The 22,516-nt window shown below is 63.3% G+C and carries 19 protein-coding genes; 13 read left to right on the forward strand and 6 right to left on the reverse strand.

From position 1 onward, the window contains the following. Nucleotides 1-48 precede the first annotated feature (48 nt). Complete coding sequence (locus tag F0185_RS31920; protein WP_167232403.1) at nucleotides 49-657, reverse strand: RNA pyrophosphohydrolase; 609 nt, start codon at nucleotides 655-657, stop codon at nucleotides 49-51. Between the two features lie 204 nt (nucleotides 658-861). On the opposite strand from F0185_RS31920, the gene F0185_RS31925 reads away from it, so the two are divergent. The 4 genes from F0185_RS31925 (at nucleotide 862) to F0185_RS31940 (ending at nucleotide 6,508) form a co-directional block, all read left to right on the forward strand. Next, a complete protein-coding gene (locus F0185_RS31925) occupies nucleotides 862-2,595 on the forward strand; it encodes a proline--tRNA ligase (RefSeq protein ID WP_167232405.1) in 1,734 nt (577 codons plus the stop codon). 11 nt (nucleotides 2,596-2,606) lie between these two features. Next, entirely contained in the window at nucleotides 2,607-3,212 is a 606-nt protein-coding gene (locus F0185_RS31930; protein WP_166887583.1) for a lytic transglycosylase domain-containing protein, read from the forward strand. A 433-nt stretch (nucleotides 3,213-3,645) separates the two neighbouring features. Next, nucleotides 3,646-5,079 carry an alkaline phosphatase gene (locus F0185_RS31935; protein WP_167232407.1) on the forward strand — a complete coding sequence of 478 codons (1,434 nt, stop codon included), beginning with the start codon at nucleotides 3,646-3,648 and terminating at the stop codon, nucleotides 5,077-5,079. Nucleotides 5,080-5,119: 40 nt separating this feature from the next. Then, complete coding sequence (locus F0185_RS31940; protein ID WP_167232409.1) at nucleotides 5,120-6,508, forward strand: alkaline phosphatase; 1,389 nt, start codon at nucleotides 5,120-5,122, stop codon at nucleotides 6,506-6,508. An 83-nt stretch (nucleotides 6,509-6,591) separates the two neighbouring features. On the opposite strand, the gene F0185_RS31945 is transcribed toward F0185_RS31940, so the two are convergent. Together F0185_RS31945 and ffh are read right to left on the reverse strand one after the other, a co-directional pair. Then, the gene (locus F0185_RS31945) at nucleotides 6,592-7,005 is read right to left on the reverse strand and encodes an SWIB/MDM2 domain-containing protein (protein ID WP_099875175.1); all 414 of its coding nucleotides are present in this window, start codon (nucleotides 7,003-7,005) and stop codon (nucleotides 6,592-6,594) included. Nucleotides 7,006-7,298: 293 nt separating this feature from the next. Next, nucleotides 7,299-8,669 (reverse strand): signal recognition particle protein, encoded by a 1,371-nt coding sequence (gene ffh / locus F0185_RS31950; protein WP_167232411.1) that lies wholly within the window; start codon nucleotides 8,667-8,669, stop codon nucleotides 7,299-7,301. A gap of 289 nt (nucleotides 8,670-8,958) precedes the next feature. On the opposite strand from ffh, the gene F0185_RS31955 reads away from it, so the two are divergent. From F0185_RS31955 to F0185_RS31985, 7 genes are all read left to right on the forward strand, one after another. Then, nucleotides 8,959-9,945: an ABC transporter substrate-binding protein gene (locus tag F0185_RS31955; protein ID WP_167232413.1), complete on the forward strand. Its 987-nt coding sequence runs from the start codon at nucleotides 8,959-8,961 to the stop codon at nucleotides 9,943-9,945. Nucleotides 9,946-10,067: 122 nt separating this feature from the next. Beyond that, nucleotides 10,068-10,871, forward strand: coding sequence for a cytochrome C assembly family protein (locus F0185_RS31960; protein WP_166887209.1), 804 nt, complete (start codon nucleotides 10,068-10,070; stop codon nucleotides 10,869-10,871). Further along, nucleotides 10,868-11,134, forward strand: a complete 267-nt coding sequence (locus F0185_RS31965) for a PP0621 family protein (RefSeq protein WP_167232415.1) — start codon at nucleotides 10,868-10,870, stop codon at nucleotides 11,132-11,134. The genes F0185_RS31960 and F0185_RS31965 overlap by 4 nt, the downstream gene beginning before the upstream one ends. A 3-nt stretch (nucleotides 11,135-11,137) precedes the next feature. Further along, on the forward strand, nucleotides 11,138-12,868 hold the full coding sequence (locus tag F0185_RS31970) for a sensor histidine kinase (protein ID WP_167232417.1): 1,731 nt from the start codon (nucleotides 11,138-11,140) through the stop codon (nucleotides 12,866-12,868). Beyond that, nucleotides 12,865-14,295 (forward strand): sigma-54-dependent transcriptional regulator, encoded by a 1,431-nt coding sequence (locus tag F0185_RS31975; RefSeq protein WP_167232419.1) that lies wholly within the window; start codon nucleotides 12,865-12,867, stop codon nucleotides 14,293-14,295. Before F0185_RS31970 ends, F0185_RS31975 begins: the two co-directional genes overlap by 4 nt. A gap of 733 nt (nucleotides 14,296-15,028) precedes the next feature. Then, nucleotides 15,029-17,986, forward strand: a complete 2,958-nt coding sequence (locus F0185_RS31980) for a ribonucleoside-diphosphate reductase subunit alpha (RefSeq protein ID WP_167232421.1) — start codon at nucleotides 15,029-15,031, stop codon at nucleotides 17,984-17,986. Nucleotides 17,987-18,061: 75 nt separating this feature from the next. Then, nucleotides 18,062-19,186 carry a ribonucleotide-diphosphate reductase subunit beta gene (locus F0185_RS31985; protein ID WP_167232423.1) on the forward strand — a complete coding sequence of 375 codons (1,125 nt, stop codon included), beginning with the start codon at nucleotides 18,062-18,064 and terminating at the stop codon, nucleotides 19,184-19,186. A gap of 80 nt (nucleotides 19,187-19,266) precedes the next feature. Here F0185_RS31985 and F0185_RS31990 read toward each other — a convergent pair whose 3' ends face one another. From F0185_RS31990 to F0185_RS35260, 3 genes are all read right to left on the reverse strand, one after another. Continuing rightward, a complete protein-coding gene (locus F0185_RS31990; RefSeq protein WP_167232425.1) occupies nucleotides 19,267-19,746 on the reverse strand; it encodes a cache domain-containing protein in 480 nt (159 codons plus the stop codon). A 776-nt stretch (nucleotides 19,747-20,522) separates the two neighbouring features. Further along, nucleotides 20,523-21,314: a hypothetical protein gene (locus F0185_RS31995; RefSeq protein ID WP_167232427.1), complete on the reverse strand. Its 792-nt coding sequence runs from the start codon at nucleotides 21,312-21,314 to the stop codon at nucleotides 20,523-20,525. 26 nt (nucleotides 21,315-21,340) lie between these two features. Further along, nucleotides 21,341-21,463 (reverse strand): hypothetical protein, encoded by a 123-nt coding sequence (locus F0185_RS35260; protein ID WP_267876037.1) that lies wholly within the window; start codon nucleotides 21,461-21,463, stop codon nucleotides 21,341-21,343. Between the two features lie 107 nt (nucleotides 21,464-21,570). Here F0185_RS35260 and F0185_RS32000 point away from each other — a divergent pair, with 107 nt between their 5' ends. Next, nucleotides 21,571-22,101 carry a YggT family protein gene (locus F0185_RS32000; RefSeq protein ID WP_368737893.1) on the forward strand — a complete coding sequence of 177 codons (531 nt, stop codon included), beginning with the start codon at nucleotides 21,571-21,573 and terminating at the stop codon, nucleotides 22,099-22,101. After that, a complete protein-coding gene (locus F0185_RS32005; protein ID WP_167232429.1) occupies nucleotides 22,098-22,397 on the forward strand; it encodes a DUF167 domain-containing protein in 300 nt (99 codons plus the stop codon). The genes F0185_RS32000 and F0185_RS32005 overlap by 4 nt, the downstream gene beginning before the upstream one ends. Nucleotides 22,398-22,516 lie beyond the last annotated feature (119 nt).

Genomic DNA, 22,516 nt, shown 5'->3' on the forward strand with positions numbered 1-22,516 from the left:
GTTCCAGGCGGAAAAACGGCGCCGTGAAGCGCCGTTTTGGGTCGATTGCTAGTCCTTGCTCGGCACCAGCACCAGTTCCGGTTCCGGGGCGCAGGGCTGATCCGGGGCTGGCTGGCGCGGGGCGTGCGGCTGGCGCAGGTAACGCGCCGTGTGGCGCCGTTCGTGCGTATGGCCGCCGTTGGCCGGCCAGGTCAGGAAACGCGACAACTCCTGCAAGGCACGCTGGTACACATCACGCTTGAACTCGATGACCACATCGAGCGGCACCCAGTAATCGTGCCAGCGCCAGGCGTCGAACTCGGGATGGTCGGTCAGGCGCAGGTTGACGTCGTTATCACGGGCACACATGCGCAGCAGGAACCAGATCTGCTTTTGCCCGCGGTAATGACCGCGAATCTCGCGCTTGATAAAATGGTCGGGTACTTCATAGCGCAGCCAGTCGCGGGTACGTCCCACAATCTTCACATGCTCCTGACGCAGCCCTATTTCTTCCTCCAGTTCGCGATACATTGCCTGTTCCGGTGTCTCACCGTATTTAATGCCCCCTTGCGGGAACTGCCACGAGTGCTCGCGCACCCGCTTGCCCCACCACACCTCGTTATGGGCGTTTAGCAGGATGATGCCGACGTTGGGCCGGAACCCTTCACGATCGAGCATAGTGCACCTCGAAACTTTCTGCCAGCGCGCGCCTTCTTTACATATTTACCCACAAATTCTGGTCCCCGCCCGGCTTTCGGGGTACGAAAACGGCAGGAACCGCGTCAAACGGGTCCATTTGTATAAGATTTGGACGCATCAGCCAGCTAATCCTTTAAAATTAGGTTGATTATAACCCTCTCTTTTTAAAAAGAATTCACCGATATGCGTGCCTCCCGTTTTTTTATTTCAACTTTAAAAGATGCACCTTCCGACGCTGAAATCGTCAGTCACCAGCTGATGATGCGCGCAGGAATGATCAAGCGCCTCGGCTCCGGTATCTACACCTACATGCCGACCGGCCTGCGCGTGATCCGCAAGGTCGAAGCGATTATCCGTGACGAAATGAACAAGGCGGGCGGCATCGAACTGCTGATGCCGCTGGTGCAGCCAGCCGAGCTGTGGCAGGAAACCGGCCGCTGGGAAAAGATGGGTCCGGAACTGATGCGCGTGAAAGACCGCCACGGCCGCGAATACGCGATCCAGCCGACCTCGGAAGAAGTCATCACCGACGTGGTGCGCTCCGAGATCAAGTCCTACCGCCAGTTGCCGCTCAATTTCTATCACATCCAGACCAAGTTCCGCGACGAGCGCCGTCCGCGTTTCGGCCTGATGCGCGGCCGTGAATTCACCATGAAAGATGCGTACTCGTTCGACCGCGACGAAGCGAGCATGAAGGCGTCGTACAAGATCATGTACGACGCCTACACCGCCATTTTCAACCGCTTCGGCTTGACATTCCGTGCGGTGGCGGCCGACAACGGCGCCATCGGCGGCTCCGGCTCGCACGAATTCCACGTCATTGCCAGCACCGGCGAAGACGCCATCGTCTACTGCCCGACGTCCGACTACGCGGCCAACATGGAAGCGGCCGAAGCGCTGCCGCTGGCCGCCGCGCGCGCCGCCGCCACTGCGCCGCTCACCAAAACCGCCACCCCTGGCGCGACCAAATGCGAAGCCGTGGCCGAGATGCTCAAGCTGCCGTTGAACCAGACCGTCAAGACCATCGCCCTGACGGTCGAAAAAGAAGTCGCCGGCAAGCAGGTGCTGGAAAACTGGATGCTGCTGCTGCGCGGCGACCATGATCTGAACGAAATCAAGGTCGGCAAGGTACCTGGCCTGGCCGGGCACCGCTTCGCCACCGAAGCCGAGATCCTGGCCTGCTACGGCAGCATTCCCGGCTACCTGGGGCCGATCGGCACCAAGCAGCCGGTCACCATCGTGGCCGACCGCACGGTTGCCAACATGGCCGATTTTGTCTGCGGCGCCAATGAAGAAGGCTTCCACTACACGGGCGCCAACTGGGTGCGCGACCTGCCCGAAGGCTTGGTGGCCGACCTGCGCAACGTGGTCGAAGGCGACGCCTCGCCGGATGGCAAAGGCGTGCTGGCGATCGAGCGCGGCATCGAAGTCGGTCACGTGTTCCAGCTCGGGACTTCCTACTCCGAGAGCATGAAAGCGACGTTCCTGGACGAAAACGGCAAGCCTGCGCCGCTGCAGATGGGTTGCTACGGGATTGGCGTCACGCGCATCCTGGGCGCGGCGATCGAGCAGAATTTCGACGACAAGGGCATCATCTGGCCGGCCGCGATCGCGCCGTTCGAAGTCGTCCTGTGCCCGATGGGGATGGACCGCAGCGAGATGGTCAAGACCGAAGTCGAGAGCCTGTACGCGGCGCTGCAAGCGGCGGGCGTGGACGTCATCGTCGACGACCGCGGCCTGCGTCCGGGCGCCATGTTCGCCGACTGGGAACTGATCGGCGTGCCGCACCGCGTGGTGATCGGCGAGCGTGGCCTGAAGGAAGGCAACCTCGAATACCAGGGCCGGCGCGATCTTGAAGCGACCGCCGTGCCGGTGGCCGGCATGGCCCTGTTCATCAAAGGCAAATTGAGCCAGTGAGCGCTTCGGTCATGGTGAATGGACTGGCGCAGGCGGTGCTGGTGGCCGGCCTGCTCTGGTCCTGGGCCGCGTGGGCCGGCAACCAGAAAGAGGAGGCGATGGCCGACTCGGTGCGGGTGGCCTTGTCGAACGCGATCAAGGACACGCGTCCGCCGCAGCCCGTGTTTCGCGACGAGGCGGGGCGGGTGCGCTACCAGCAATGGCTCTCGACCATGTCGGACCGGCTCAAGCGCAAGCTGCCGGACGACCAGGTGCGGCTCGAATTCCTGCAATCGGTCTGGTACGAATCGAACCGTGCCGGTCTCGATACGGGCATGGTGCTGGGGCTGATCCAGGTCGAATCGGCGTACCGCAAGTACGCGGTATCGATGGTGGGCGCGCGCGGCTACATGCAAGTGATGCCGTTCTGGACCAACGCGATCGGCGACAGCGACCGCAGCAAGCTGTTCAATATGCAGACCAACCTGCGTTACGGCTGCTCGATCCTGCGCATGTACCTCGACATCGAAAACGGCAACCTGTACCTCGCGCTGGGCCGCTACAACGGTAGCCGAGGCAAGCCCGCCTACCCCAACGCGGTACTCGCCGCCTGGGAAAAGTGGAAATTTCCTACCTAAAAACTCAGACCCCACCTACAACCGGGGTCTGACCTCTGATTCGAAATATTTCCCAGCCTCACAACCGGGGTCAGAGCTTTAATCTGAAACTAATTGCCAGGCTAGCGCATCGCAAGGATGCCAATTGAAACGAAAAACCGTCTTTCTCCTTGGGGGAGGGGCGGTTTTGACCTTTACGGTAGTTTACGTTCGCCTCAAACGCGAGCTTGCATGAAATCTTTCGAATTAAAGCTCTGACCCCGGTTGTAGGAAGTTTGGAGGGCGGTTGTAGGCGCTTTAGCCGAAAGTTTCGAATCAGAGGTCAGACCCCGGTTCGGGACTAGATGATCAGCTAGCTATCAAGTTTTGCAGGTGAGTAGCTGTTGAAGTCCGGCACCACGGCGGCGGTCGGGGGTGTAGACTGCCATTTTTCTCAGAGCTCACGAAAGTGCACATGCGATTGACTCTTCTTGCCGCAGCGTCCGCGCTGGCGGTGTTGTCGGGATGCGCCAGCGTCCAGCCGCCGTCCCAGGCCACCGCCCACGCGCCAGCCAGAAACATCATCTTCTTCCTCGGCGATGGCATGGGCATCAATACCCTGACCGCCGCCCGCATCTACGCCGTCGGCGAAGACGGCGAGCTGACCCTCGATACCTTGCCCGAGTCGGCGTTCGTCAAGACGTTCTCGAACGACGCCCAGGTCACCGACAGCGCCGCGTCCATGTCGGCCTATATGACCGGGGTGAAGGTCAATAACAATGTGTTGTCGATGAGCTCCGATACGCCGGCCAGCGCTCCCGCGCTTGACGCCTCCGGTAACAAGCTGGCCGGCCGCTGCGGCGCCGGGCGCCCGGTCGCCACCCTGGCCGAACTGGCCAAACAGCGCGGCATGTCGGTCGGCGTGGTCACCACGACCCGCGTGACCGATGCCACCCCGGGCGCGGTGTTCGCGCACGTGTGCCATCGCGCCATGGAGAACGATATCGCCGCCGCCCTCGTTCCCGGCGGCGCCGGCTACAACGCGGCCCTCGGCGCGCGCGGCCTCGATGTGCTGCTCGGCGGCGGCAGCGACTATTTCACCAGCACCGCCAAAGGCGGCAAGCGCAGCGACGGGCGCGACCTGCTGGCCGAACTGGCCGCGCAGGGCGTGCGCACCGTGTCCGACAGCGCCCAGTTGAACGCGGTCGATGCCAGCGCCGGCGCTCCGCTGGTCGGCCTGTTCGCCCCGCACGACCTGAGTTTCGATTCGATGCGCGATGCGGCCAAACAGCCATCCCTGCCCCAGATGGCCGGCAAAGCCATCGGCATCCTGGCGAATAATCCGAAGGGGTTCTTGCTGGTCGTCGAGGGCGGCATGATCGACCTGGCGCTGCATAACTCGAACGCGCGCCGCGCCCTGCAGGAGACGGTCGTCTTCGACAATACCCTCAAGGCGGCCATCGCGCAGATGCGCTCGATCGATCCGGACTTGAAGAACACCCTGATCGTGGCCACCGCCGACCATGATCATTCGCTGCTCCTGAACGGTTATGCGCGCCGCACCGGCAAGACCACGCCGAGCGAACCGGGCGTGCTGGGATTGATGCGCCGGGTCGATAACAACGAGATCAAGCTCGATGCCGATGGCGCGCCATTTACCATCATCGGCTTCGGTAATGGCGAGCACCGGGTGCAGGGCAGCCGCGGCGCCGCCCCGCACCTGACCAGCGCCCAGGTCAGCGCCGACGACTACCGCCAGGAGGCGGTGGTGCGCACCGAGCCCGGTTACGAGACGCACAGCGGCACCGATGTGTACCTGGGGGCGATCGGCGCGGGCGCCGCGCGCTTCGGCGGCACCATCGATAACACCCGCGTGTTTGAACTGATCAAGGCGGCCGCCGGCTGGTAAGCGGCGCCCCCTTTGTAAAGTCACCATAATGAGAGTCACCATGACGCCTTCCCGCTTTCCCTTGCTCCTGCTGGCCGCCGCGTGCGCGCTGGCGCCATCCCTGGCCGGAGCGGCCCCCCAGCCTGCCGCCAAGAACATCATCTTCTTCCTCGGCGACGGCATGGGCCCGACCACCATCACCGCCGCGCGCATCTATCGCTACAAGGAGGAGGGCTTGCTCCACTTCGAGCGCATGCCGCATTCGGCGCGCATCAAGACCTATTCGAACGATGCCCAGACCACCGACAGCGCACCGTCGATGGGTTCTTACATGACCGGCATTAAGATCAATAACGATGTGATCTCGATGGCCGACGCCAAGCCGTTCGCCCCGCGCAAGGATGGCAACGGCAACGCCACCATCGACGCCTGCCCGGCCGGGAACGGGCGCGCGGCGGCCACCATCCTCGAACTGGCCAAGGCGGCCGGCAAGTCGGTGGGCTCGATCACGACCACGGAGCTGACCCACGCCACGCCGGCATCGACTTTTTCGCACGTGTGCGAGCGCGACATGGCGTACCAGATCGCCGCGCAGGTGGTGCCGGGCGGCGCCGGCTACAATCCGGCCTTGAAAGACGGGGTCGATGTGCTGATGGGCGGCGGGCGCAATCACTTCACGCCGTTCGACGCGGCGCGCAATGCGCTGGGCCGCGCCGACGGGCGCGACCTGATGGCCGAACTGGCGGCGCAGGGCTACACGGTGGCGGCGAATGCGGATCAGATGCAGGCCGCGCCAGTCGGTAAGAAATTCGTCGGCATCTACAGCGACGTGAGCCACCTCGATTACGCGCTGGCGCGGCGCGCCGGCCAGCCGCCGCTGGCGCAGATGACGGCCAAGGCGATCGATCTGCTGGCGTCCAATCCGAAGGGCTTTTTCCTGATGGTCGAAGGCGGCAAGATCGACCATGCGCTGCACGATACCAACATCAAGAACGCGCTGGCCGAAACGGTCGATTTCGACGACGCCATCAAGACCGCGCTCGACAAGATGGAGGCGCTCGACCCTGGCCTGCGCAATACGCTGCTGGTGGTCACGGCGGACCATGATCACACGATCGTGATGAACGGCTATGCCAAACGCGGCAACCCGATCCTCGACCTGGTGCGCAATGTGGACGATGGCGCGCCGGCGCGCGATGCCGATGGCAAGACCTTTACCACCTTGGTGTTCGGCAATGGCCCGAACCGCCCGCATCAACGGCTTGACGTCGACAGCTCCACGGCGCTGGGCGACGCCTATCACCAGGAGACCGGGGTGCGCCTCAAGGGCGAGACCCATGGCGGCGGCGATGTGAAGCTGTTCGCCACCGGCGCCGGGGCGGGCGTGTTCAAGGGGACCATGGAAAACACCAAGGTGTTCCACCTGATGAAGGCGGCCTTCGGTTTCTGAGGTGTTGACGCGACCCGCAAACAAAAAGCCCCGTTCGCGAGAACGGGGCTTTTTGTAATCCGGCTTGGACAGGCGAACTGTTTTTATTTCAGATGGTCGGAAATGAGTTTGGTCATTTCGAACATCGATACCTGCGCTTTGCCGCCGAAGACTGCTTTGAGCTTGTCGTCAGCATTGATCATGCGGCGGTTGGCCGCGTCTTGCAGATCGAGCTTCTTGATATAGTCCCAGACTTTCTTGGTCACTTCGGTGCGTGGCAGCGGCGTTGCGCCAACCACGGCTGCCAGGACGGCGGACGGAGTCATCGCCTTCATGAAGGCGGCGTTCGGCTTGCGTGGGGCTGCTGCTGGTTTTTTTGCGGCTGCTGCTTTTGGTGCTGCCGCAGCTTTTGCTGGAGCGGCTTTCTTCGCTGCTGCTGGCTTTGCCGCTGCGGCTGGCTTAGCTGCGGCGGCCTTTTTTGCTGGCGCTGCTGCTGGGGTTTTTTTGGCTGTTGCCATCTTCAAGCCTCCTTAACGAACACATGGGAAATTGCGCAATTCATCGCACGGCTTATATTGGTGGGGATTTACCGATGACGCAAGTGTTTTTCAAGAATTTTTCGGCGTTTTCATAGGGAAAAGGCAGAACGATGGCCCGAGAAGGCCGATTTTGACGATTCGTCTCCCCCGCGCAGGCGGGGGGCCAAGTTGGCTGCTTAGCGAAGAACTTGGACCCCCGCCTGCGTGGGGGCGACGGTTTGACGGTTAACCACTGCGCAAGCGCTGTCTTTGCACGAGCCGCCGAGGGGCGCTTAGCGCATCCCGCCCGGCATCATGCCCTTCATCGAGCGCATCATTTTCATCATGCCGCCGCCTTTGAATTTCTTCATCATGGCCTGCATCTGGTCGTATTGCGCCAGCATGCGGTTCACTTCCTGCACCTGTACGCCGGCGCCGGCGGCGATGCGGCGCTTGCGCGTGGCCTTGATCAGTTCCGGCTTGGCGCGTTCCTGCGGCGTCATCGAGTCGATGATGCCGACCATGCGCCGTACCTGCTTGTCGGCCTGGTCCATGTTGGCGCCGCCGGCCGCCTGCTGGAACTGGGCCGGCAATTTGTCGATCAGGCTCGACATGCCGCCCATCTTCTTCATCTGGCCCAGCTGCGACTTGAAGTCGTTCATGTCGAAGCGACCGCCCACCTTGATCTTGTTGGCCAGGTCGGCCGCAGCCTTGCTGTCGACGCCCTTGCGCGCTTCTTCCACCAGCGCCAGGATGTCGCCCATGCCCAAGATACGGTTGGCCATGCGCTGGGCGTCGAAGGCTTCCAGGCCGTCGAGTTTTTCGGATACGCCGGCAAACTTGATCGGTTTGCCGGTAATGTGACGCACCGACAGCGCCGCGCCGCCGCGCGAGTCGCCATCGAGCTTGGTGAGCACGATGCCGGTCAGCGGCAGCGCGTCGTTAAAGGCCTTGGCGGTGTTGATCGCATCTTGCCCCAGCATGGCGTCGACCACGAACAGGGTTTCGATCGGGTTGACCGCCGCGTGCACGGCCGAGATTTCCTGCATCATCGCTTCGTCGATGCCCAGACGGCCGGCGGTGTCGATGATCAGCACGTCGTGGTAGTGCTTCCTGGCCCAGTCGAGCGCGGCCAGGGCGATGTCGACCGGCTTGTCGGTGGCGGCGGACGGGAAGAAGTCGGCGCCGACCTGCTTGGTCACCGATTCGAGCTGGGCGATCGCGGCCGGACGGTAGACGTCGGCCGAGACGGTCAGGACCTTTTTCTTTTTCTCTTCCTTGAGGTACTTGGCCAGTTTGCCGACGGTGGTGGTTTTACCCACACCCTGCAAACCGGCCATCAGGATGATCGCCGGCGGCTGCTGGGCAAAGCTCAGCTGCGACGCTTCGGGACCCAGGTCGGCTCCCATCAGCGCGCCCAGCTCGCGCTGGACCACGCCGACCAGGGCCTGGCCCGGGCTGAGCGAGGCCAGTACTTCTTCGCCGAGGGCTTTTTCCTTGACCCGGCTGATGAACTCGCGCACGGCGGGCAGCGCCACGTCGGCTTCGAGCAGGGCCAGGCGCACTTCGCGCAGCATCTCGGCGGTATTCGATTCGGTCAGACGCGCCTCACCGCGCATGGTCTTGACGACCTTGGCAAGGCGTTGGGTTAAGTTATCTAGCATGGCAGACCTGACTAATATATAGGGCGATGCCGGCACGCGCCGGTTGTGGCGTCATTTTACCCTATGTCCGAAGGAAAAAAGACCGGCGCCGGGCCGGCCGGCGGAAGGGCGCGCGCGCGCTCGCTGCCGGTGGCGCCGCCACATCACGGTCTCTTTCGCAGGCGCCGGCCAGTCTTTTTGCGCACACAGCTTGCGCCCGTCGTGGGACGGCGCGGATTTGGCGCGATACATTTCCTGTGCGCAATCAAAAGCGCCCCCATCGACTCTGCATCACTGACCGGAGATTGGCATGACAGGCAAGCTTCTTTGCAACACCCTCAGAACGACCCTGGCGCTGGCGGCCCTGTGCGTCGCCGCTGGCAGCCAGGCGCAGGAGGTGGTCCGGCTCGGCAACCTCAAACTGGCGCATTTCGGCGCCGTCTCGTACATCAAGGAAATCGCGCCGTCCTGCGGCATCCGGGTCGAAGAGAAAATCTTCGCCAAGGGGCTCGATGTGATGCAGGCCATCATCGCCGGCGAGCTCGATGTGGGCGCGACGGCGTCCGAGGCCGCCATTTCGGGGCGCGCCAGCGGGGCGCCGATTGTCGTGGTGGCCGGTTTCGCCAGGGGCGGCGCGCGCTTGGGGGCGCGCGCCGGGCTGGGTGTGAAGGGCATGCGCGACCTGCAAGGCAAGAAGGTGGGCGTGACGCGCGGCGCCATCCAGGAAGTGCTGCTGATGGCCAAGCTGCAACAGCACGGCATGAGCGCCGACAGCGCCCCCGGCAAGGATGTGCAGCTGATCTACCTGCCGTTCGCCGACCTGAACCAGGCGCTGATGGGCGGCAATATCGACGCCATGATGCAGTCCGAGCCGCAATCCTCGCAAGCGATCAACAAGGGGTTCGGGGTGGAAGTGCTGAAACCCTACGATACCCCGATCGGCGAGCCGGTGCGCACCATGGTGATGACCGAAGCTTTCTATGGCGGCAAGCGGGCGTTGGCCGAGAAATTCATGCGCTGCTTCGTGCAGGCCACGCGCGCCTTCATCGGCGAGCCGGCGCTGGCCGAAAAGTATGTGCGCGAAACGATGTTCAAGGGCCAGATCAGCAAGGACGACTTCGCGGACGCGATCGCCAATTCGCCGTATGCGTTCGATGTGACGGCCGCCCATATCCAGGTCACCACCGACACCATGCTCAAGACCGGGGTGGGACGCATGGCGCGCCCGCCGCTGGCGACCGACTGGGTGCGCACCGACCTGCTCGAGGCGGCCAAGAAAAGCGCGGGCATGAAGTAGCTGCCCAACGCAGGCGTCCAAGGTCGGCGTCCAATGTCGGCGCCCGACGCCGCGTTGGGCATGGCCGCCATCGATTCGAACGCCGTCCCCGCCGGCACGCGCCGATAGTGTAAACTTGCACAATGCAGACTTACTTACTTATCGCAGCGGCGCTGCTGTACGCGGTGTGCGCCCTTCTTCCCTCGCCCCGGGGTTCGCTCATCTCCGCCGTCACGGCCGTGGCCTGGCTGCTGCATGGCGCCGCCCTGTGGCTCGACATGATGGCGCCCGGCAGCGTGCGGATCGGCTTCGCGCTGATGATTTCGGCCGCGCTGTGGATCTCGGTGGCGGCCTACTGGATCGAAAACCGCAATTTCGCGCTCGACGGCCTGCGCCGCCTGGTGATGCCGTGCGCCGCCGCCGCCGCGCTGCTGCCGGCCGTGTTCCCGGGCAGCGTGCTGCTGCTCGAAGGGCGCGCGCCGGCCTTCGGCTGGCATATCGCGGTCGCCATCCTGGCCTACAGCACGCTGACCATCGCCGCCTTCCACGCGGTCCTGATGGCGCTGCAGGAAACGCGCCTGCATGCGCGCAACCCGCAAGCCGGCTGGCTGGCCAGCGCGCTCGACCAGCTGCCGGCCCTGCTGACCATGGAAAAATTGCTGTTCCGCCTGATCTGGATCGGTTTCGTGCTGCTCAGCCTGACCGTGCTGTCGGGGATCGTGTTCTCGGAACAGTTGTTCGGCACCGTGCTCAAGTGGGATCACAAGAGCGTCTTTGCGCTGCTGTCGTGGTTCCTGTTCGCCGCGCTGCTGGCCGGGCGGCGCTGGCGCGGCTGGCGCGGCAAGACCGCGCTGCGCTTCACCCTGGCCGGTTTCGCCACCCTGGTGCTGGCCTATGTCGGCAGCCGTTTCGTTCTTGAAGTAATTTTGCACCGGGGCCTGGCATGATGCGCATTCTGTTCTGGATCGGCTTGATCGTGCTGGTCATCGCGGCCATTCGCAGCAAGATTCGCGGCAAGCTGCGCGAGATGACGCCGCCGCCCGGGCATCCCGGCTATCCCGGCGCCGGGCCGCAGGCGGCGCCGACGCGCGAACTGGGCGCCACCGTCGAGTGTGCGCACTGCCATGTGTATTTCCCGGAGTCGGAAGCGGTCACGGCCAACGGCCGCGCGTACTGCAGCGCCGAGCACGTCAACCTGCCGCCGGCCTGACCGATGTCGTTCTGGAGCGGCTTGTCGGCCGAGTCGCGCGAAACATTCTGGCGCTCGCTGCAGGCGCTCTCCGCCACCCGCATCGTCATTTCGCTGGTGCTGCTGGCCTACCTGATGTTCGAGCGCAGGGATGCACCGACCGCCGGCCACTATCTGTATACCGAAACCTGCATCGCCTACCTGGTCATGTCCGGCGCCTTTGCGCTGGCTTGCCTGTACGTGCGCACCCGCTTCCTGGCGCAGGTGGTGGTGCAGATCGCGGTCGACATCGCGGTCATCTCGGTACTGTACATGGCCGGCCAGGAGGGCCGCGGCAGCCTGGTGATCCTGTACCTGTTCCCGCTGGCCGGGGCCGCGATCCTGGCGCCGCGCGTGCTGGCCCTGTTTTCGGCCGCGCTGGTCACCATGTTCCTGCTGCTCGACTCGGTGTACCAGATGTTCATGGGCACGAACGGCATGCCGGTCACCCAGGCCGGCCTGTACGGCGGCGCCTTCTTCGCCATCGTGATGGTGGTCAGCCGCCTCGCCGCCAAGCTGATCCGGCAGGAAGAACTGGCCGCGCGCCACGGCGCCGATCTGCAGATCCAGCTGGCGATCAACCAGATCGTCATCGCCGACGTCGCCGACGGCATTCTCGTGGTCGACCGCGACGGCCACATCTTTGCCGGCAACCCGGCCGCCCAGCAGATGCTGGGGCTGGCCAACGGCGACAGCGGTTTTGCCCTGTCCGAGGTGGCGGCGCTGGAACCGGTCGCGTTTGCGTTTTCCGAGTGGCAGCAGCAAGTCGGGCCGGCCACCGTGAGCGGGGCCCCGCGCGCCGCCTTTGTCACGGTCAAGCCGTATCGCGACAGCGGCGGCGGCCACGCCGGCACGGCCGCCTGGAGCGGGCGGCGCGACCTGGCGGCCCACCTTAAGCTGCGCTTTGCCCGCGTCGACACGGTCGAGGAGGCCTCCGAGCGCTGCGTGATCTTCCTGCAGGATGTCACCGCCATCGAAAACCAGGCCCAGGAACTGAAACTGGCCTCGATGGGACGGCTCACCGCCAGCATCGCGCACGAGGTGCGCAATCCCCTCTCGGCCATCGGCCACGCCACCGCGCTGCTGGCCGAAGACTTGCACGAGCCGGGCCAGGCGCGCCTGCTCAAGATCGTCGGCGACAATGTGGCGCGCGTCAACCGCATGGTGGAAGACATACTCCAACTGTCGCGCAAGGTCCAGCCCAATAGCGAGCCGTTGTTGCTCGGCCCGTTTTTGAATGAGTTGAAGACCGAATTTGATGAAACCCAAGGGGTTGCCAATGATATAGTGTGGCTAGGCAACACCGGAGCCGTGCCAGTGCGTTTCGACGCGCTGCACCTGCGCGAAGTGGTGATCAACCTGCTGACCAATGCGCTGCGCTACGCCAGTGGCGGGGTGGGCAGTATCCGGGTGTACGTCGTCACCGATACGGCCGGCGGCATGGAGCTGCACGTGCAGGACGACGGTCCCGGCATCACGCCGGACGTGCGGGCGCACCTGTTCGAGCCGTTTTATACGACCTCGAGCAAGGGGACCGGGCTGGGGCTGTATTTGGCGCGCGAGCTGTGCCTGAACAACGCGGCGATGCTCGATTACGAATACCGCTTCGATGCCAGCGGCGCCGGCGTGCGGGCGGCCAGCGGCCGCTTTGTGATTTCGTTCGCGCAGCCGCTGGGCGCGCGCGGCGCTACTGCTAACAGAAAGGCAACAACATGACATCACCCCGCGTACTGGTCGTCGATGACGAGGCCGATTTACGCGAACTGCTGGAAATCACGCTGGTCAGGATGGGGCTCGATGTGGACAGCGCCGAAACGCTGCGCGAGGCGCGCGCCTTCCTGGCGCAGAACGATTACGCCCTGATCCTGACCGACATGCGCCTGCCCGACGGCCTGGGCCTGGAACTGGTGCAGGAAGTGGGCGCCTCCAACAAGTCGACCCCGATCGCGGTCGTCACCGCTTACGGCAGCGCCGAAAACGCGGTGGTGGCGCTCAAGGCGGGCGCCTTCGATTACGTTTCCAAGCCGGTGGTGCTGGACGACTTGCGGGTGATGGTGCAGTCGGCCTTGCGCCTGTCGGCGCCGTCCAGCCAGGCCGGCAGCCCGGCGGCGGCCGGCACCGCCTCGCGCCTGATCGGCGAGTCGGCCGTGATGCAGTCGCTGCGCAACCAGATCGAGCGCCTGGCGCGTTCGATGGCGCCGATCGCCATTACCGGCGAGTCGGGCAGCGGCAAGGAACTGGTGGCGCGCGAAATCCATGCGCGCAGCTCGCGCGCGGGCAAGCCTTTTATCGCGGTCAACTGCGGCGCGATTCCCGAAGCGTTGATGGAAGCGGAGTTTTTCGGCTACCGCAAGGGCGCGTTTACCGGCGCGGCCGACGAGCGCGACGGATTTTTCCATGCGGCCAACGGCGGCACCCTGATGCTCGACGAAGTGGCCGACCTGCCGTTGGCGATGCAGGTCAAGCTGCTGCGCGCGATCCAGGAGCGGCGCGTGCGCAAGATCGGCGCCACCAGCGAGGAGCCGGTCGACGTGCGCATTATCAGCGCCACGCACCAGAACCTGGCGCAGTGCGTCGAGACCGGCAAATTCCGGCAGGATCTGTTTTACCGCTTGAATGTGATCGAACTGAGCGTACCGCCGCTGCGCGAGCGGCTCGACGACCTGGGCGTGCTGGTTGGCGGCATGCTGGCGCGCCTGGCGGGAGCGGGGCAGCCGGCCGCGCTCGGGCCGCAGGTGCTCGATACCTTGCGCACGTATTCGTTTCCGGGCAATGTGCGCGAACTGGAAAATGTGCTGGAACGGGCGCTGGCGTTTGCCAATGACGGCGTGATCGAGGTGGGCGACTTGTCGCTCAAGGGCGCGCGGGTGGCCGAGCAGGCGCCGGCGGCCGAGGCGGTGGCGCAGGTGGCGCCGGCGCCGCCGGCAGGCGCCGCGCCGCTGGCCCGGTTCAGCCCTGGCGCCCCGGCCGAGCTGCCCAGCAGCCTGCCCGATTACCTGGAACAGGTCGAACGCGAGATCATCTTGCGCGCGCTGACCCAGACCCAGTTCAACCGCACCCAGGCGGCTTTGCTGCTGGGGATCAGTTTCCGGCAGCTGCGCTACCAGATGCAGAAGCTCGATATCCAGGAGCCGGAAGGGTAGTCGGCCCGGCCCCGAATTGCCTTGTTTGCAGGTGCATCGCTGTTCGCGCCTCACCAGTTCCAACTTTACCTGGCGAACTCGGAGCCGTCTCCCCCGCGCAGGCGGGGGTCTATACCACCTATGAGCAGAGGTGCTATGGACCCCCGCCTGCGCGGGGGAGACGGTGAATGTGCCGGGTGAAGCGCTCGCGAGCGACGGTGAATGTGCAGGGTGACGCGCTCGCGAGCGACAAACTTGGGTTCCCGCCGATGACGCCGACGCCCGCTCCCCCCACGGTTTATAATACTGCCCCGCGACCCGAAAACGGCAAGCGTGCGGGCGTGCGGCTGCCGCAAAAAATGGCAGTCGTTAGTACCTGCTAACCGGGCAGTCCTTCCTGTGGCCTGACTCAAAAAAGTCAAGCGAAGCACAGGAAAATATTGCTACTTAATTCTATTGCCACTCCCGGAGTGAGGTACTACAATTAGTCCCAGAATCGAGCAATCGACTAGATATAGTGGTTTTTAGCGCTCTGCCACCGATTGGTCGGCCCCTTAATACAGTACGGCACGCAGCACGGCAAGTCTAGTTCTTAACGCACTCAACCCACCATCGCGCGTCACGACGCCGGCCTCGGATTCCAGGCCGGCGGGGTAGTTTTTTGTTTTTACATTTGTTGGGGACGGTTGATCGACGCCGTCCACTTGATAACAACCGGCGGCAGACCAAAGCCCGCCGCTCCAGGAGGTCCCACATGCAAACATCCCAAGATTCTTCGATTAACCAATTGCACGTCACACCTGGAGCAGCCGCTCCGGCCTCGGCCACCAGCGCCGCCGCTGTCGCCTCCCGCGGCGACTATCGCATCATCCGCCGCAACGGCGCCGTCGTCGCATTTGAACCATCGAAGATCTCGATCGCCGTCACCAAGGCCTTTTTGGCCGTGAACGGCGGCCAGAGCGCCGGTTCCGCGCGCGTGCGCGAACTGGTCGAGCAACTGACCGAGAACGTGGTGTCGGCCCTGATCCGCCGCCAGCCATCGGGCGGCACGTTCCACATCGAAGACGTGCAGGACCAGGTCGAACTGTCGCTGATGCGTTCGGGCGAGCACGACGTGGCGCGTGCCTACGTGCTGTACCGCGCCAAGCACATGGAAGAGCGCCGCCTGCAGAAGGAAGCGCTGGGCGGTTCGGCCGACGTGGCCGCCCCGCAAATCCACGTGCTTGAAAACGGCCAGCGCCGCCTGCTCGACATGAACCAGGTGCGCGACCTGATCGCCGCCGCCTGCGTCGGCCTGGAAAAACACGTCGACGCCGACGCCATCCTGGCCGAAACGGTCAAGAACCTGTACGACGGCGTGCCGGTCGAAGAGCTGCACAAGTCCGCCATCCTGGCTGCGCGCGCGCTGATGGAAAAGGACCCGGCTTACTCGCAGGTCACCGCCCGCATTTTGCTGCACACCATCCGCAAGGAAGTGTTCTGCGAAGAAGTGCCGCAAGCCAAAGCGGCGGCACACTATATCGAGTACTTCCCGAAATACATCGCCAAGGGTATCGAAAACGAGCTGCTGGACCCGGTCCTGGCCACTTTCGACCTGGCCAAGCTGGCCAAAGCCCTGGTCGCCGACCGTGACTTGCAGTTCGGTTACATCGGCCTGCAAACCCTGTACGACCGTTACTTCCTGCACGTGCGCGACGTACGCATCGAAATGCCGCAGGCGTTCTACATGCGTGTCGCCATGGGCCTGTCGCTGCGCGAAGAAAACCGCGAAGCGCGCGCCGTCGAGTTCTACAACCTGCTGTCGTCGTTCGACTTCATGAGCTCGACCCCGACCCTGTTCAACTCCGGCACCCTGCGCTCGCAACTGTCGTCGTGCTACCTGACCACCGTCTCGGACGACCTGGAAGGCATCTACGACGCGATCAAGGAAAACGCGCTGCTGGCCAAGTTCGCCGGCGGCTTGGGTAACGACTGGACCCCGGTGCGCGCGCTCGGCGCCCACATCAAGGGCACCAACGGCAAGTCGCAAGGCGTGGTGCCGTTCCTGAAAGTGGTCAACGACACCGCCGTGGCGGTCAACCAGGGCGGCAAGCGCAAGGGCGCGGTATGCGCCTACCTGGAAACCTGGCACATGGACGTGGAAGAATTCCTCGACCTGCGCAAGAACACCGGCGACGACCGCCGCCGCACCCACGACATGAACACGGCCAACTGGATTCCCGACCTGTTCATGAAGCGCGTGATGGAAAAGGGCGACTGGACCCTGTTCTCGCCATCCGAAACGCCCGACCTGCACGACAAGGTCGGCAAGGCTTTTGAGGCAGCCTACACCGGCTACGAAGCGAAAGCGGCCGCCGGCGAGATCCGCGTGTTCAAGAAGATCGCCGCGCTCGACCTGTGGCGCAAGATGCTGTCGATGCTGTTCGAAACCGGCCACCCATGGATCACGTTTAAAGACCCATGCAACATCCGTTCGCCACAGCAACACGTGGGCGTGGTGCACAGCTCGAACCTGTGCACCGAGATTACCCTGAACACCAACGAGTCCGAAATCGCGGTCTGCAACCTGGGTTCCGTGAACTTGCCGGCGCACATGAAAGAAGGCAAGCTCGATCCGGTCAAGCTGCAGAAAACCGTGCGCACCGCGATGCGCATGCTCGACAACGTCATCGATATCAACTACTACGCCGTCGAAAAAGCGCGTAATTCGAACATGCGCCACCGTCCGGTGGGCATGGGGATCATGGGTTTCCAGGATTGCCTGCACATGATGCGCGTGCCTTACTCGTCGAACCAGGCTGTGGAATTTGCCGATTCGTCGATGGAAGCGGTGTGCTACTACGCCTACCTGGCCTCGACCGAGCTGGCCGAAGAGCGCGGCCGCTACGAGTCGTACAGCGGCTCGCTGTGGGACCGTGGCATCCTGCCGCAGGATTCGGTCAAGCTGCTGGCCGACGAGCGCGGCGGCTACCTGGAAGTGGACATGTCCTCGGCCATGGACTGGACCGTGGTGCGCGAGCGCATCAAGCAGTTCGGCATGCGCAACTCGAACTGCGTGGCGATCGCCCCGACCGCGACCATTTCGAACATCATCGGCGTGTCGGCCTGCATCGAACCGACCTTCCAGAACCTGTATGTGAAGTCGAACCTGTCCGGCGAATTTACCGAGATCAACTCGTACCTGGTGCGCGACCTCAAGGCCCGCGACCTGTGGGATGAAGTCATGATCGCCGACCTGAAGTACTTCGATGGCTCGCTGGCCAAGATCGACCGCATCCCGCAAGACCTGCGCGACATCTACGCCACCGCGTTCGAAGTCTCGCCGAGCTGGCTGGTGGAAGCGGCCTCGCGTCGCCAGAAGTGGATCGACCAGGCCCAGTCGCTGAACATCTACATGGCTGGCGCGTCCGGCAAGAAGCTGGACGAAACCTACAAGCTGGCCTGGCTGCGCGGCCTGAAAACCACGTATTACCTGCGCACCATCGCGGCGACCCACATGGAAAAGTCGACCTCCAAGACCGGCGCGCTGAACGCGGTGGCGGTGGACGGCGGCATGTCGGCCCACGCCATGGGTGCGGCGGCCGATACGGCGGCGGCGGCTGCCGCGGCGACGGCGGCATCGGTAGCCGCTGCGGCGGCCGAGGAAGAGGGCGCGGCGTGCTACCTGCGTCCGGGCGACGATGGCTTCGAGGAATGCGAAGCCTGCCAGTAATAGCTGGTACCGAGGTGGAGCGCTGCGGCGCTCCACGCAAGACCGAATTGAACACAGACGAAAAGAGGAATCACCATGTTGTCCTGGGACGATGAAACAGCCAGCGCGCCAGCCGCGCGCCCCGTGCCGCCGAATGGCGCCGTAGCGGGTACCGAACCCGTAGCCGACGCCGCATTGGTCGCCAAGCGCGTCCACGCCGACGACAAGCGCATCATCAACGGCAAGACCGATGTGAACCAGCTGGTCCCGTTCAAGTACAAATGGGCGTGGGACAAGTACTTGGCCGGTTGCGCCAATCACTGGATGCCGCAAGAGGTCAACATGCAGCGCGACATCGAGTTGTGGAAAAATCCCAACGGCCTGACCGACGACGAGCGCCGTTTGGTAAAACGCAACCTGGGCTTCTTCGTGACCGCCGATTCGCTGGCCGCGAACAACATCGTGCTCGGCACCTACCGCCACATCACGGCGCCGGAATGCCGCCAGTACCTGCTGCGCCAGGCCTTCGAGGAAGCCATCCACACCCACGCCTACCAGTACATCGTGGAGTCGCTGGGCCTGGACGAAGGCGAGATCTTCAACGCCTACAACGAAGTCAAGTCGATCCGCGACAAGGATGAATTCCTGATTCCGTTCATCAACACGCTGACCGATCCGGCTTTCACCACCGGCACCGTGGAAAACGACCAGAAGCTGCTCAAGTCGCTGATCGTGTTCGCCTGCCTGATGGAAGGGCTGTTCTTCTACGTCGGCTTCACCCAGATCCTGGCGCTGGGCCGCCAGAACAAGATGATGGGCGCGGCCGAGCAGTACCAGTACATCCTGCGCGACGAGTCGATGCACTGCAATTTCGGCATCGACCTGATCAACACGATCAAGATGGAAAACCCGCTGCTGTGGACGCCGGCCTTCCGCGAAGAGATCAAGGTGTTGTTCCTGCAAGCGGTCGACCTGGAGTATGCGTACGCCGAAGACACCATGCCGCGCGGCGTGCTGGGCCTGAACGCGACCATGTTCAAGGGTTACCTGCGCTTCATCGCCAACCGTCGCGCCCAGCAGATCGGCCTGGACGCGCTGTTCGCGCACGAGGAAAACCCATTCCCGTGGATGAGCGAGATGATCGACTTGAAGAAGGAACGCAACTTCTTCGAGACGCGCGTGACCGAGTACCAGACCGGCGGCGCGCTGAACTGGGAGTAACACCGGGAACGCGGCCAGACTGCCGTCCCCTCAGTAAAAAAGCTCCCCTCGGGGAGCTTTTTGCATTCCGCGTCCGCGCCTCAGGACTTGCCGGCCTTGTACACGCCGCAGGCGAAGTACACATCGTCGACCCGCTCGATATAGGTGCTCTTCGATTCCAGCGCGCCGCTCTTGGCGTTGGGCCACTTGTACTCGACCCAGCCCTTGCCATCCTTGGCGGCCACTTCGCGGAAGCGGCGCGTGAAATACACGCCGTCGACGTCGCGCAGCTCGCCCAGTTCCTTGCCGACCAGCTTGGCGTTGGCGCCATGCGCCGTCACTGGTCCCGGTGCGACGGGCGCGACGAACAGATACAAGTCCTTGCTTTCAAACATGCCGGTCTTGCCGTTAATCTCGGAGGCGGTCTTGTCCATGCCGTTCGCCTGGTAATAGGCGATCGCCTTTTTCACGAGGGCCACCGCTTCCTCGCTGGTGCCGCGTTCCGCCGCTTGCGCCGCTCCGGCCGCCGCCATCAGCGTTGCCATGCCGGCGATGGCGAGCCACTTGACTAGTTTGTTCATCGATCTTCTCCCGTCTTGTTATGGTCGCCACGCGGCGCCTGAAACGATGCTATGCCAGCGTCGACCGCGGCACAAGCGCGCACGCGCGATGCGCGCCGTGGAGCGTCACGGCGCGCGCCAAATCGTTTACATCAAGCGACACGGTGCGTGCGCGGGCGCGGTCATCGCGTGTGCGTTTGCGCGAATACGTCTCGCAGTAGCAACGAACAGCGTGTGCTGCGCGCGTCGCGGCGCGCCTGACGCATTCGCGCGCGTGCGCCGCCGCGCAGCGCGCATTGGTGCGCGCCGCATGGCGCCGGCGGCCTCGGCGCGATCCGCGCCGGCATCGTCGCGCATCGCATAGCGCCTTTAGGTACGGCATGTCTGCGTTGCGCGGTGGAGCGCGAGCGCAGCTCCCGGGCCGCATCGACAGGCGGTGCCGCGCGCACCTTCGCGCCGGCGCGCGGCATGATGATGCGCAGACGCGTGCACCACGCGAAAAAAAAAGTCAAACAAATGCTGTGTGCCAGTTGCGCACTGACAAGGTTTTCGTGTACTTTACGTGATTGAATTTGTCAAAACGTGAACACGGTGATGCAAGCCGCGCGCGACGACAAAATCATCGATCAAAATGGGACGCTGATTCAAACAGATATGCGCTTAAACTTCTGCAAAAGACAAAGCCGCACTGCCTGATCCGGTTCAGGCATGGCGGCTTTTTCTTTTACGGTTGTGGGCTCTTGATGCGGACAGCGAACCATGAACACCGTATCCGTCGTCTCTGTTTTCAGAAACGACTATAGCTGAAGCGCTGCAAACTTGAGGAGTTGCAGCAGTTCAGCTGGTGCCGAATTCATTAGCATAAACACCGAACACGTTTGTGCCGATGAATAATTCGCCTGACCTCCAGTTACGGGTCGGACGGGTTTTACATCTTGTAGCGTGATTTTTTCCCATCGCAGATGAAGGAGAACCCAAATGGCAACAGCCGCTAAGAAACCCGCAGTAAAGAAACCAGTTGCGAAAGCCACTGCCGAGAAACCAGCGAAGAAAGTCGCAGCGAAAGCAGTTGCAGCGAAAGCAGTCGCAGCCAAGCCAGCCGCGAAAGCCGCAGCGAAGCCTGCAGCCAAGCCGGCAGCGAAAAAGGTTGCAGCGAAAGCCGCAGCCAAGCCAGCAGCGAAGCCAGCAGCTAAAAAAGCCGCAGCCAAGCCAGCAGCGAAAAAAGCCGTAGCGAAATCGTCGGCCAAGCCAGCAGCCAAGTCGGCAGCGAAGCCAGCGGCCAAGCCGGTAGCGAAGAAAGCCGCCGCTAAATCGGCCGCCAAACCTGTCGCCAAGAAAGCAGCAGCAAAGCCAGCAGCCACCAAAGCCGCAGCCAAGCCAGCCGCCAAAAAAGCAGCAGCGACGTCGACCGCCAAGAAACCAGCAGTAACTAAAGCAGCAGCAAAGCCAGCAGCGAAAGCAGCAGCAAAGCCAGCAGCAAAAAAGGTGGCGGCTAAGCCAGCAGCAAAAAAGCCGGTTAAGGCTGCGGCAACGCCAGCAGCCAAGCCAGCGGCAGCGCCAGCGGCAATTCCTGCCGTGCCAGCAGCCAAGCCGGTCGTAAAGAAAGCAGCAGCGCCTAAGAAGGCAGCTGCGCCGAAAGCCGACGCAGCATCGAAGCCAGCGGCAGCTCCTGCACCAGCAGTGGCGGCGCCGGCTCCGGCGCCAGCGGCGAAAACTGTGTTGGCTCCGGCAGCAGCATGGCCTTTCCCGACCAGCAGCCGTCCGTAACAGGTTGTTGGGCCTGGATCAGGCAAAATACCGCTGTGTGACTTGATTCACACAGCGGTTTTTTTTTAAGGAGAGCACGTGTACAGTATTGTTCAGTTGATCGTCGACACCATCGCCACCATCCTTGGTGGGGTCCTGTTACTCCGGTTCTGGATGCAGGCGATCCGCGTGCGTCCGCCGCCGCAGATCGGGCAATTTATCTTTACCCTGACCGATTGGATGGTGCTGCCGATGCGGCGCATCATTCCTGGCGTGGGCGGCTATGACTGGGCCAGCCTGATCGGCGCTTTCCTGGTGGTGGCGCTGGCGACGTCGGTGATCCTGTTTTTTGGCGCCTCGTTCGAGCTGGTGGCCATCATGTCCCTGTACACCTTCCTGACCTGGATACTGTACGGCTTCATGGGGACGCTGTTGATCGAGGTGGTGCTGAGCTGGGTCAACCCGCAGGCGCCGATGGCGCCCTTCGTCCAGGCCCTCAACGACCCGCTGCTGCGCCCCTTGCGCAAGGTGGTGCCGCCGATCGGCGGGATCGACCTGTCGGTGATGGTGGCGTTGATCCTGATCAAGATCGTGCATCTTTTGGTGCAGATGCTGTTCGGGCTGCGATGAGTCGTGCCTGGTGCTCGGCGCTGCCGGGCGCGCTGCGGCTGGCGGTGCAGATCACGCCGAACGCCAAGAAGACCGAGGTGATCGGCGTGCACGACGACGCGCTCAAGCTCAAGTTGCAGGCGCAGCCGATCGAAGGCAAGGCCAACGAGGCCTTGATCAAATATTTATCGGGAGAATTGGGCGTGCCGAAAAGCGCGCTCACGATCACGCACGGCCTGAGCAACAAACGCAAGCTGATCGAAGTGGTGTCAAGCAGCCTCACGCCCGAGCAAGTCGCACAGATCCTGTTGAAATGAAGCCAGCAATTTCTTAACCGGGGTCTGACCTCTGATTAGAAATCTTTCGAATCAGAGGGGAGACCCCGGGGGAGCGCCTTAGAAGCGGTAGCCGCACGCGGCGTCGGACGTGTCGGCGG

Origin of the sequence: Massilia rubra (genome assembly GCF_011682065.1) — a bacterium.
GTDB classification, from domain to species: Bacteria; Pseudomonadota; Gammaproteobacteria; order Burkholderiales; family Burkholderiaceae_D; genus Telluria_A; species Telluria_A rubra.